This window comes from Plebeiibacterium marinum (assembly GCF_026013615.1).
In the GTDB taxonomy this organism is placed as follows: Bacteria; Bacteroidota; Bacteroidia; order Bacteroidales; family Marinilabiliaceae; genus Saccharicrinis; species Saccharicrinis marinus_A.
On record NZ_JAPDPI010000048.1, the window covers coordinates 1 to 12,599 of the forward strand.

12 protein-coding genes are annotated in these 12,599 nt (G+C 34.4%); 10 read left to right on the plus strand and 2 right to left on the minus strand.

Going from position 1 to position 12,599, the window contains the following annotated elements; genetic code table 11:
- Nucleotides 1-288: 288 nt before the first annotated feature.
- Together OM074_RS17750 and OM074_RS17755 are read right to left on the minus strand one after the other, a co-directional pair.
- Nucleotides 289-1,074, minus strand: a complete 786-nt coding sequence (locus OM074_RS17750; protein ID WP_301201895.1) for a hypothetical protein — start codon at nucleotides 1,072-1,074, stop codon at nucleotides 289-291.
- Nucleotides 1,075-1,492: 418 nt separating this feature from the next.
- Nucleotides 1,493-2,794, minus strand: a complete 1,302-nt coding sequence (locus OM074_RS17755) for an MATE family efflux transporter (protein WP_301201896.1) — start codon at nucleotides 2,792-2,794, stop codon at nucleotides 1,493-1,495.
- Between the two features lie 182 nt (nucleotides 2,795-2,976).
- Here OM074_RS17755 and OM074_RS17760 point away from each other — a divergent pair, with 182 nt between their 5' ends.
- From OM074_RS17760 to ppk2, 10 genes are all read left to right on the plus strand, one after another.
- On the plus strand, nucleotides 2,977-3,576 hold the full coding sequence (locus OM074_RS17760) for a superoxide dismutase (RefSeq protein ID WP_301201897.1): 600 nt from the start codon (nucleotides 2,977-2,979) through the stop codon (nucleotides 3,574-3,576).
- A 313-nt stretch (nucleotides 3,577-3,889) separates the two neighbouring features.
- On the plus strand, nucleotides 3,890-4,657 hold the full coding sequence (locus OM074_RS17765; RefSeq protein WP_301201898.1) for a glycerophosphodiester phosphodiesterase family protein: 768 nt from the start codon (nucleotides 3,890-3,892) through the stop codon (nucleotides 4,655-4,657).
- Entirely contained in the window at nucleotides 4,654-5,667 is a 1,014-nt protein-coding gene (locus OM074_RS17770; RefSeq protein ID WP_301201899.1) for a PGAP1-like alpha/beta domain-containing protein, read from the plus strand. The genes OM074_RS17765 and OM074_RS17770 overlap by 4 nt, the downstream gene beginning before the upstream one ends.
- Complete coding sequence (locus tag OM074_RS17775) at nucleotides 5,668-7,233, plus strand: glycerol-3-phosphate dehydrogenase/oxidase (RefSeq protein ID WP_301201900.1); 1,566 nt, start codon at nucleotides 5,668-5,670, stop codon at nucleotides 7,231-7,233.
- Complete coding sequence (locus OM074_RS17780) at nucleotides 7,230-8,087, plus strand: mechanosensitive ion channel family protein (RefSeq protein ID WP_301201901.1); 858 nt, start codon at nucleotides 7,230-7,232, stop codon at nucleotides 8,085-8,087. The genes OM074_RS17775 and OM074_RS17780 overlap by 4 nt, the downstream gene beginning before the upstream one ends.
- Before the next feature lie 5 nt (nucleotides 8,088-8,092).
- Nucleotides 8,093-9,025: a mechanosensitive ion channel family protein gene (locus OM074_RS17785; RefSeq protein ID WP_301201902.1), complete on the plus strand. Its 933-nt coding sequence runs from the start codon at nucleotides 8,093-8,095 to the stop codon at nucleotides 9,023-9,025.
- 10 nt (nucleotides 9,026-9,035) lie between these two features.
- Nucleotides 9,036-10,097, plus strand: coding sequence for a magnesium/cobalt transporter CorA (gene corA, locus OM074_RS17790; protein ID WP_301201903.1), 1,062 nt, complete (start codon nucleotides 9,036-9,038; stop codon nucleotides 10,095-10,097).
- A 2-nt stretch (nucleotides 10,098-10,099) separates the two neighbouring features.
- The gene (locus OM074_RS17795; protein WP_301201904.1) at nucleotides 10,100-11,122 is read left to right on the plus strand and encodes a DUF21 domain-containing protein; all 1,023 of its coding nucleotides are present in this window, start codon (nucleotides 10,100-10,102) and stop codon (nucleotides 11,120-11,122) included.
- Nucleotides 11,123-11,152: 30 nt separating this feature from the next.
- Nucleotides 11,153-11,743, plus strand: a complete 591-nt coding sequence (locus tag OM074_RS17800) for a DUF502 domain-containing protein (RefSeq protein WP_301201905.1) — start codon at nucleotides 11,153-11,155, stop codon at nucleotides 11,741-11,743.
- A 73-nt stretch (nucleotides 11,744-11,816) separates the two neighbouring features.
- Complete coding sequence (gene ppk2, locus OM074_RS17805) at nucleotides 11,817-12,557, plus strand: polyphosphate kinase 2 (RefSeq protein ID WP_301201906.1); 741 nt, start codon at nucleotides 11,817-11,819, stop codon at nucleotides 12,555-12,557.
- Nucleotides 12,558-12,599 lie beyond the last annotated feature (42 nt).

Sequence of the window (12,599 nt, forward strand, 5' to 3'; positions counted from 1 at the left end):
AAATACTCATTTGCTTGCAGAATTATAAACTTAAGAATAAAAGCTTATTAACTGGTTATCAACAATCTATTCCATTTTTAAGGATTGACTAAATATCTGACTGGTTAATTAGTTCCTGCAAGAAAACTCACGATTACTACGCTCACCTCTTTGATTCCTCCCGTTTGATCGGGACAAGCTCTAAAGGGGAAAACTCCAACGCACTGTGCGGAAGCAACTTCCCCTTTAGGGGACTGAGGGGTCTGGGTAGGCTAACAAAAATTTCAGCAGTTTTCTTGCCAACACTAATTAAAATATCCTCATCTTCACCCCTACATTAAACAACAAATATCTATCGCGATTAAAATATTCCTGATAGGTTACTCCAACCATAGGCGACAAATGCAACCGGCCATTATTTAACACTTCTACATCTCCGGTAAACTTCAGTTCCTGGCGGTACCTTTTCTCCGACTTCCTTTCTGTCCACCGGTAATTTGCATTAAAGTTCAATGTGCTTTCAAAAAGATTCAGGTCAAACCCGGCAGAACTCTCAAAATAAGAAGTTTTAGGCGACATAATGGAAGTAAACCCAACTCCATAATTTAACTTCAGGTTTTTAACAGGTATCCTTGCCACCAACATCTGCCAGTCCAACGATTCCAAAGAACCGGTGTTATCATGTAAAAGTGCATATCTAAAATCCGTAGCAAATATGCCCCAGTTCAACCTTAAAGAAGGATTAAAAGTAATATCCTGAAATGTAGTACCATAATCCAGCGTAGTTTCCATTGAAATTAGATTTGGGATAACATCCCTGTTTTCAAGTGCTGTTCGCTGGGCTTCAATAGTAATAAAACCCACGCCCTTTACAACCCCAAATACAATTTCAGCAAGCAGACTCTCGCCTAAATCCATATCATCGGAGTATGAAGAATGAGAACAGCACGAACGAACAGAGCTTGTACCTTCGTACCTTATTGGCTTTGAATGTTTATCGTTTTCGATACTACTTTTAATATCCTCTACCTGAGAAAAGGAAACAGAAGAGAATACCATTCCCACAAGGATCAATATAAGTTTAAGATTAGTCATTATAAAAAGTTTATCCTATTTATAGGTAAGACAAGTTAAAAACTATAAACACGGATAAATATTTACATAAAAAGTTTAAATAAAACTTCAGAATGAAACTCACTTGATACATACACACTTCTCACACTAAAGTCAGACCAAACTCACTAAACAGTGAGTTTGGTCTGACTTTAGTGTGCCTTTTATATGAGTTACAAGAGTGCTTAACTTTAAACTGCCATACAAACTTCCTTTTTCCGTTATATAGTCTCTGAAAGAAAACTCCTGTTTTATAGTTAACCCCATCGCTCACCCCTCGTCCTCCCGAATACAAGTTCGGGACAGGCTCTGAAGGGGAAGCCTCTCGTGCACTGCTGGTTGGGAAAAAACGAGTTTTCTTGTAAGTACTATATACCGGAACCACTATCCTTAAACAAACTCAGCCAAGCTTTACATACACAGCTTTTTTTGCCAGTATACTTTGAGAAACACTCCTGGAAAGCATAAATAACAACATCCCCATCCATAATGCATGGATACCCATTATTTCCTTAAAGAAATAGTAAGTGCCAAAAAAGAATACAACAGAAGAAATCAGCATGGTATTTCTCATGGCCTTAGATGCAGTTGCCCCAATATAAATACCATCCCAGATAAATGAACCAAAACTGGCAATAGGAATAAAAACAAGCCACATTATATATTGTGAAGCCTCTTGCAATACATTCGCCTTATCGGTAAACAAACGTAAAAAATGATCGCCCCACAACATATAAGCTACAGTAAAAGAAGCTCCAAAGAGAAATCCCCAATAGAATAGTTTTTTAGAAGCCTCAACCAGTTTTATTTTGTTTTTGGCACCAAAATATTTACCTACGATAGCTTCAGCTGCATACGCAAATCCATCTAAAAAATAGGAGAACAAGAACAAAAACTGAATCAAGGCACTATTGGCTGCAAGTGCCACATCTCCATAACCTGCTGATTGGGAGGTGAAAAAAGTGAATACCGCAATAACACACCAGGTTCGGATAAATATATCGCCACTTACATTTAAAAACTTTTTAAACTCAGTTATAACAATTATGGCTTTAACCTTAAAATGGTGAAAAACCCAGTTATATTTCTTTAAAAACAAAATTACAGCAAGAATAAAACCAACATATTGTGCAATTACAGAACCCAGTGCCACACCCCTCTCTTCCAATCCAAACTCTTTTACAAACAGAAAGCTACAACCAATATTTACTATGTTTATCAAAACTGAAATAATCATTGGGTAAAGGGCATTCTGCATCCCCAAAAACCAACCATTTATCACCATAAGCGAAATTGCTGCAGGGGCTGCCCAAATGCGCACATAAAAGTAACTCCTTGCCAAATCCTTTACTCCCGGCGATCCTTCTAAAATCAAAAAACTCAGTTTTTCAAGCCCTACCTGAAAAACCAGCAATAACAAACTGCCACTCAGGGCGATGAATAACCCTCTATAAAAAACCATGGCCGACTCTTTATCATTCTTCCTTCCAAACGACTGGGCTGCCATACCACTTATGCTCATGCGCAAGAAAGCAAACCCCCAGTACACAAAATTGAAGATTACGCCCCCTAAAGCAACTGCCCCCATAAACATTTCGGAATTTAAATAGCCCATCAGGTGTAAATCCACCATACTTAAAAGCGGAACAGTAAGATTTGTTAAAATATTGGGAATGGATAGTTTAAGTATGTCTCTATGCACAGTATCAGAAATTATTTTGCTGCGAAGTTAAAAAAAATACACTTCTCGTAAACATTTTGCAAACACTGATGTTTTACTTGTGATTTTAATATTTGATGATATACAGATGTGTTTATCTTTTATTACAACAAATTAAAATCATCCATTAACAATTTGTTGAACTATTATAATATTTAATAATTATGGCTTTTGAATTACCAAAATTAGATTACGCATATAACGCTTTAGAACCTCATATAGATGCAAGAACTATGGAAATACACCACAGTAAGCATCACGCAGGGTATACCAATAATTTAAATGCAGCCATTGACGGAACCGATCTGGCAGGAAAGTCAATTGAAGATATTCTTGCAGATGTTTCTAAACACCCGGTTGCTGTAAGAAATAACGGTGGTGGTTTTTTCAACCACAATTTATTTTGGAAAGTGATGTCGCCTAATGGCGGCGGTATACCTGCAGGAGAAGTTCTTCAAGCCGTAGAAAAGAACTTTGGGTCTTTTGATGCTTTCAAAGACCAATTTTCGAAGGCTGCTGCCACCAGATTTGGATCTGGATGGGCCTGGTTGGTTAAACAATCTGACGGCAGTCTTGTTATAACTTCAACAGCTAATCAGGACAACCCACTTATGGATATTTCTGAAGTAAAAGGAACTCCTGTGTTAGCCCTTGATGTATGGGAACATGCATATTATTTAAAATACCAAAACCTCCGCCCGGATTATATCAGTGCATTTTGGAATGTAGTGAACTGGGATGAGGTTGGTAAACTTTTGAAATAGTTTTTTATAGTTTTAATAGGTTAGTTTGTTTATTTTGTCTGGGTAATGTGAGGGCGACCATCATAATGTTTGATGGTCGCCCTTCTTCATTTTTTCAATGATCAGTACATTTGGATTATTGAAGTTTATAAATTGTCTATTTCCATATACAATCTTAAGCCAAAATAAAGTCTGCAGTCTTATATGAACCAATATCTACGAAAGAACCTCTGATAATGCCATCTGCATCAAATACAAATTCATAATAAATTGCTAATTCTTCTATAATATTAATAAATCTATATTATTATTGTATTTTTAAAAGCCAATAATAATGAACATACTTTCACAAACCATTATTGCCCATAGAGGAGAGTCTTTTGATGCTCCTGAAAACTCACTTTCATCCATTGAACAGGCTTGGAAAAGAGGTGCAAATGCTGTTGAAATAGATGTACACCTTACTGCAGACAACGAAGTTTTAGTTATTCATGATAAACACACCGGACGGGTTGGAGATAAAAAACTATATGTAAAAAAGTCAAACTTGACAGAACTAAAGTGTGTTGATATTGGAAGAAAAAAATCTATTAAATTTATTGATGAAAGAATACCTACTTTAATAGAGATTTTAAAAACCGTTCCTTCTGAAGCCCAAATTATTATTGAAATAAAATGTGGCAAAGAAATTATAAATCCATTAATTCAGATATTAAAAACATCAACCCTTAGAAACTCTCAAATTGAAATTATCGCCTTTAATTTTGGGGTTATTACTGAAATAAAAAAACAAGCTCCTCATTATAAAGCTTTATGGTTACTGGACTTAGATTATTATCTACCGCATTGGTTGATTCGAATAAATCTAAATAAGATTATCAACAAGGTAAAAAAAAGCAATCTTGATGGTGTTAATGTTTGGGCTGGTAAAGTAATAAAACATTCATTCGTAAAAGCCTTCAAAAAGGAAGGCTTACTTGTTTATGTCTGGACTGTTAATGACCTGTATAAAGCACAAAATGTAATTAATTATGGAGTTGATGCCATAACAACAGACCGAGCTGAATGGTTAACGAAACAACTTGTAGGAACAAAACAATGAAGAAAGTAATTATAGGCATTCATGGCCTTGGAAATAAACCACCTAAATACCTTCTTAAAAAATGGTGGAAAGATGCAATTAAAGAAGGTTTTAATAAAAGTGGATTTAAAAATGAATTGGTTGATTTTGAATTAGTATACTGGGCTGATATTCTTTATGAAAAACCTCTTGATAAATGGATGAAGGATAAGGATAGCCCTTATTTCCTTGATGAACCATACAAAAAATCACCTAAAAACTTTGAATCAGAAGACAGTTCTTTCAAACAAGATTTAATTGATTTTATCTCAGCTCAGCTTAATAAAATATTCTTGAATGAAGATAAAACATTAAACTATGGCTTTATTACCGACTTTATCCTTGAGAATTTTTTTAAGGATTTAAACACCTATTACATTGAAGAATGTAAAGATGAATATGACCAAACCTGTAAGGCAAAACACTTAATAAGGAAAAGAATAATTGAAATCTTAAATAAATATGAGGGGTATGAAATATTAATAATTGCTCATTCGATGGGGTCAATTGTGGCATTTGATGTTTTAACTTTTTTGATGCCAGAAACAAATATCCATACGCTTGTAACCATCGGATCTCCTTTAGGATTGCCAGTAGTGGTAAGTAAAATTGCTGCCGAACACAAAAAACATCCTGATGGACATAAATATATGGCAACTCCACCAGGAGTAAGCACTAATTGGTTTAACCTCGCTGATATTAACGACAAGGTTGCCTTAAATTACAAATTGAATGATGATTTTAGCCCAAATGAAAAAGGAGTTTCTCCTTTTGATTTTTTAGTGGTCAACGATTATGAAATAAAAAAACACAAAAACCCTCATAAATCATTTGGTTACTTACGAACTCCTGAAATGTCAAAAATACTTAATGAGTTTATCAATACGAAAGAGAAAAAATTTGCATATAAAGTTGCAGACAAATTAGAGCAATTTGTTGAAGACATTAAGGTACAAGCCGAGTTTGTTAAAGACCGATTAAATATCAATTAAATGGATAGAAATAAAATACTGTCTGAAATTGCAGACAATTCAATTATTTGGGATATAGTTATCATTGGAGGTGGTGCAACCGGTATAGGAACAGCAGTAGATGCTGCATCACGTGGTTATAAAACTTTATTGGTTGAACAAGCCGATTTCGGAAAAGGCACATCAAGCAGAAGCACTAAGTTGGCTCATGGAGGCGTCAGGTATTTACAGCAGGGAAATATTTCCTTGGTACTTGAGGCTTTGAAAGAGCGAGGCATTATGAAGCAGAATGCTCCTCATTTGGTAAGTGACTTAGAGTTTGTAGTACCTACCTATGACTGGTGGGAAGGACCTTTTTACGGAATAGGTTTAAAACTCTATGATATGCTTGCCGGGAAATTGGGGCTTGGAGACTCTAAGTTTTTATCAAAAGAAGAAACTGTCAATAAAATACCAACCATTGAAACAGAAGGGCTTCGAGGTGGAATTATTTATCATGATGGTCAATTCGATGATGCCAGATTACTCATAAACCTTGCGCAAACTGCATACGAACAAGGTGCTTCCATTACAAATTACATAAAAGTAATATCTATCCTCAAAAAGGATGATTTAGTTGAAGGAGTAATACTTGAAGATCAGGAAACAGGTAAACAATACACCGTAAAATCTAAAGTGGTTGTTAATGCTACGGGCGTATTTACCGATGTCATAAGAAAATTGGACGATGTAAACGCTCCCCCAATAATGACAAGCAGTCAGGGAGTTCATATTGTGCTGGATAAAAAGTTTTTACCCGGCGATAGTGCTATAATGGTTCCTCAAACCGATGATGGTAGGGTTTTGTTTGCTGTGCCGTGGTACAATAAAATTATAGTTGGAACAACCGACACTCCGGTAACAGATTTTACATTAGAACCAATTGCTCTTAATGAAGAAATTGAATTCCTGATTACGCACGCTTCGCGATATTTAATTAATGACCCTACTTACGCTGATATTAAAAGCATTTTTGTAGGATTACGCCCCTTAGTTATGGAGAAAGACAGCAAAAATACAGCTGCAATATCACGGGAACACACCATTAACATTTCCCGAAGCGGTTTGTTATCAATTGCAGGAGGAAAATGGACAACCTACAGAAAGATGGCAGAAGATGTTATGGAGCAAGCAATGTTAGTAGGGAATTTAGAATTTAAACAGTGTGTTACTGAAAGATTGCAGATATACGGATACCACGAGCATTCTGATATTTTTGGAGATATAAAACAATACGGTTCGGCAGCTCCAGAACTTGAACAATTACTAAATAAAAAGCCTAGCTTCAAAAACAGGCTTCATCCTGCATATTCTCATGTTGAAGGAGAAGTTATTTGGGCTGTGAGAAACGAAATGGCACGAGGTATTGAAGATTTTCTGGCACGAAGAACAAGGCTATTGTTTTTAGATGTTGAAGCATCCCTGGCAATAGCACCTAAAGTAGCCAACTTAATGGCTAATGAATTAGGAAACAATAAAGAGTGGGAAAAACTACAAGTAGATAATTTCAAAACCTTGGCTAACAATTATAAAATAAAAAACTTATGATTGAGCTAAATAACATTTTCGAGAAAACTATAGCCTTCCTTCCTAAAATAGGCTTAGGAATTATTGTTTTATCACTTTTTGTTCTGGTATCATGGTTAATTAAAAGCATTATTATAAAGCGCATAAAACCAAAAACTAAAAACCCTTTACTGGCTGTTTTTCTTGGAAAGTTAGTAGCATTTACCATTACAATTACAGGATTCGTGTTTTTTTTAAACGTTATTGGTTTGGGAGGAATAGCCAAACACATAATGGCTGGTGCCGGAATTACAACCTTTATTATTGGGTTTGCCTTCAAAGATATAGGAGAAAACTTTCTTTCCGGGATATTGATGGCATTTAAAAGCCCTTTTAAAATTGGCGACTTAATAGAGACTAATGGGACTGTTGGATATGTAAATGAATTAAATACTCGTGATAGCGTTATTAAAACCCTTGATGGAATTGACGTTTATATACCCAACTCACAATTGATAAAAGCCCCCTTATTTAATTATACTATTGACGGCTTTTTGAGATATGAAATCGCAATAGGTTTAGATTATTCATCCGACATAAAAAAAATAAAGGATTTAATAATCAATGCCCTGCTGAATATTCCAGAAGTATTGCAAGGCGATAAAAAACCTGTGGTTGTAATTGATGAATTGGCGGTAAGTACTATTAATGTAAAGGTGCTATATTGGATTGATACCTTTAAATCAAAATCAAGAGCCTTTCACTTGCAAGTTAAAACAAAAGTGATAGAAAAATTACTTAACGAGTTTAATGCCAATAATGTTTATTTGCCTGCTGATATTATTGAGGTGAAGAATTATAAGGAAAATATTTTTAAAACAGAATTTGAAAAATAACAAATATGAAAGGATTCTTTTCTGACAACTCCTATATAAATTATATTAATAAAATTAAGGATTGGGCAATGACAGATCTTCTTATAATAATGGGATTATCTGTCCTTCTTATTATCACACTTCGTTTATTTAAAATTTCAATCAATAAACTTGAAAAAACCTTAATAAACAATGCAGAAAGCAGCAAAGACATTGATAACAATGAAGCTAAAAAGAGAATAAATACGCTAATTGGGATAATAAAAGGATTAGTGAAAATTATATTAATTGCCACATATGGCATGATAGTACTTCAAAAATTAGGATTTAATATTGCACCTATCATTGCAAGTGCAGGAATAGTTGGACTCGCTGTTGGTTTTGGAGCCCAGGAATTGGTACGAGACGTTATTTCTGGTTTTTTTATATTATTAGAAAACCAGATAAGAACCGGTGACGTTGCAATAATAAATGGCATAAGTGGTTTGGTTGAGAGCATCCAATTGCGAACAATTACCTTGCGCGATTTTTCAGGAGTAGTACATATTTTTCAAAATGGCAAAATAGATACCCTTGCAAACAGAACCAAAGGTTGGTCAGCTGCAGTTTTTGACATCGGTGTTGCATACAAAGAAAATATTAAACAAGTAATGGATATTATGACTTCAACCGGGAACCAACTAAAAAACGATCCAGAGTTCAACGATAAAATCATTGAACCAATTGAAATAATGGGGCTCGATCAGTTTGGAGATAGTGCCCTAATTATTAAGGCCCGACTAAAAACAAAACCATCGATGCAATGGGTTGTTACCAGAGAATTTAATAAGCGTTTGAAAGAAGCTTTTGACAAAGAAAATATAGAAATCCCATTTCCACATACAACTGTTTATTGGGGTGATAAAATTTCACCATTACAATTAAACATCAAAGAACAAAAACTACCAAGTAACCAATAAAATTAGAAATATGGCACGTTTTTTAAAAAGCAGAATAAAGGCTAAAGGAGCAGCACCTGGCAGTCTCATATTTATGGGTAAACAAAAAATGGATGGAACCAGAATTAGATTAATGCAATATTCTAAAGAAACGAATACTGAAACAGAATATGGCACTATTGATAAAGCCCTAAAAAGCATAAGCAATACGCATAACAATTGGCTGAATATTGATGGCCTGCACAATACGGAGTTGATAAAGCACATTGGTGAACACTTTAATATTTCACCATTGGCCTTAGAAAATATTTTAAATACTGGGCAACGAGCAAAATTTTTTGAAGACCATAATTCTGTAACCTTTATTACAAAAGCTGTTTATTATAATCAGGAAGAAAACAAGGTATCTATTGAGCAAATTTCATTTATATTACTTGAAAATGTTTTGATTAGCTTTCAGGAACGAACAGGAGACCATTTTGAGCCCGTTCGTAATCGTATTCGCAATGCTTTTGGTAAAATCAGACAAAGGAAAACAGATTATCTGCTATATGCCCTAACCGATAGTTTGGTAGATAATTACCTTATTAACCTGGAACAAATCGGTTTAAGTATTGAAGCTTTAGAGGAAAAGCTGGACAACCCTACAAAAGAGATTAGTAAAAAATTGTTTCAATACAAAACAGAAATCTCTTATTTCAGAAAATCAATAAAACCATTAAAAGAAGCTCTTACACGCTTAACAAGAGCCAAATCTGAAATAATTAGCGAAGAAAATTTGGTTTTCTTTCAGGAACTATACGATATACAAGAGCAAGCTATTGAGGCAGCAGACAGTTATTTTGGGATGACAAATGACTTGATTAACCTGTACAATACAAACCTCAGCAATAAGGTTAACGAAGTAATGAAAGTACTAACAATTTTTGCTTCTATATTTATTCCGTTAACTTTTATTGCAGGTATTTATGGCACTAACTTCGAATACGTTCCGGAACTACATTTTAAAAATGCCTATTTTGTTATGTGGGGTGTAATGGTTTTTGTAGCAGGTACTATGTTATATTATTTCAAAAAAAATAAATGGTTTTAGATATGAATGTAACGTTAATATGGTTGGGAATATTTTTTTGCATTACTCAATCTGCAATGTTTTCTGGCTTAAATTTAGCATTTTTCAGTTTTACACGATTAAGGCTCGAAATTGAAGCTGAAGGCTCTAGCTCAAAAGGAGCTCAAAAAGTTCTGAATATGCGAAAGGATTCAAACTTTTTACTTACCACAATTTTATGGGGAAATGTTGGAATTAACGTATTACTTACCTTACTTTCTGATTCTGTATTAGCGGGAGTTTTTGGATTTATGTTTTCAACGTTCGCTATTACACTATTCGGAGAAATTGCACCGCAAGCTTATTTTTCGCGAAATTCGTTAAAAATGGCCTCTTTGCTTGCTCCGGTATTAAAGATTTACCAGTTTATTCTTTTTCCGGTAGCCAAGCCAAGCGCATTGTTATTAGATGCCTGGCTAGGAAAAGAATCTATTGAATATTTCAAAGAAAAAAAGATAAAGCACTTTTTAAAAAAACATATTGATGGAGCTGATAATGAGATTGACAGAACCGAAGGCATAGGTGCAATTAACTTTCTTTCACTCGATGATATTTTGGTAAGTAAAGAAGGTGAGCCATTGCACCCTAAAAGCATTATTCCAATATCTCACGAGAATGGGATGCCAGTTTTTCCAAAATTCACCAGGCAACATCACGATTTGTTTTTGCGCCAGATTAATGAATCGAAAGAGAAATGGGTTGTTTTTGTTGATAACAACCTGGATCCAACCCACATAATGGATGCAGATGGATTTCTTCGTGCTGCAATTTTTGACAATAAGCAACCAAATCCGGTAGATTTTATTCACAAGCCTATTATTATCAAGGATAGTAACATGCAGCTAGGTGAGATAATCCATCTATTAAATTATACTCCTCAAAACGAAGAGGATGACGTAATTGACAATGATGTAATATTACTTTGGTCTGACGTAAAACATGTGATTACCGGAGCCGATATTTTAGGACGATTGCTTAGAGGGATTGTAAAGAAACAATCAACATAGTCATAATCAAATAGCTCAAAATTATATTCAATGAAAAAACTATTAAATTATTTGCTACAAGGGATACTTTATATTGCTCCATTAGCTATAACAATTTATGTGATTTATCTGATATTTAATTTTACAGATAATTTATTGGATGATTATATTGAAAAGTCGTTAGGCATTGACATTCCAGGTCTTGGAGTTATTGTTATTGTGGTCTTTCTTATTGTAGTTGGCATTGTTGGACAAAGCATAATTGCTCGTCCGTTTAAGAAATTATTTAAAAAGTTATTGGAAAAAGTGCCCTTACTACGGTTTATTTTTTCTACAATGGATGATTTGTTTTCAGCATTTGTTGGGAAAGAAAAGAAGTTTAATAAACCTGTTCTTGTATTGGTTAACCCTGTTTCAAATCTGGAAAAAATGGGTTTTCTTACAGAAGAAGATTTAAGCAATATAGAAGAAAAAGAAAAGGTAGCCGTGTATTTTCCACATTCATACAATTTTTCAGGTGAAATGTTTATTGTTCCCAAGGAACAGGTAAAACCGCTTGATATTAAACCTGCTTTAGCTATGAAGTTTATTGTTTCTGGAGGAGTATCTAAAATGTATGAAAAAACCAAGGAACATGTTTAAAAACGGATGCTTTTTATATTGCTTCAGATAGAATGATAAATTTTATACTAATATTTTAAATTTATACACCTTTATGCACTTACATTCATTTGAGAACGATCCTGAATATATTCAACTACAAACAGAAATGGTACGTATGCAAAGTTGGTTAATAGAAACCAATCGCAGACTTATTATTTTGTATGAAGGAAGGGATAGCGCAGGGAAAGGCGGAGCTATTATGCGTTTCATCAGATACATCAACCCAAGACATTACCGTGTAGTAGCTCTGAATAAACCAACTGAACAAGAAAAAGGGCAATGGTATTTTCAGCGATATGTTCAGCATTTTCCAAGCCCGGGAGAAATTGTTTTTTTCGACCGTAGCTGGTATAATAGAGCGGTTGTTGAGCCTGTTATGGGTTTTTGTTCTCAAAAGCAATACGACTTGTTTATGAAGCAAGTGGTACAATTTGAAAACATGTTGATTGAAGATGGGATAATACTCTTTAAAATGTGGTTTTCAATTGACAAAGAAGAACAGTTTGGAAGACTTGAAGAGCGAAAATTGAATCCTTTAATAAACTGGAAATTAAGCACTGTGGACATGCAAGCTCAATTAAAATGGGATGATTTTACCCGATATAAGGAATTAATGTTTGCCAAAACAGGAACGCAAACCTCCCCCTGGATTGTTGTTAAAGGAAACAATAAAGATAATGCAAGAAAAGAGGCCATGAGGTATGTATTGGAACATATTGATTATAATCAAAAAGGACTTACAGGTGTTGGGCTTAAAACCAATCCTGATATTGTTAGTCTTATTGGACTATAAAGTCTGGGTTTTAATGGTTTCCCCCTAATTACAAAGAATATT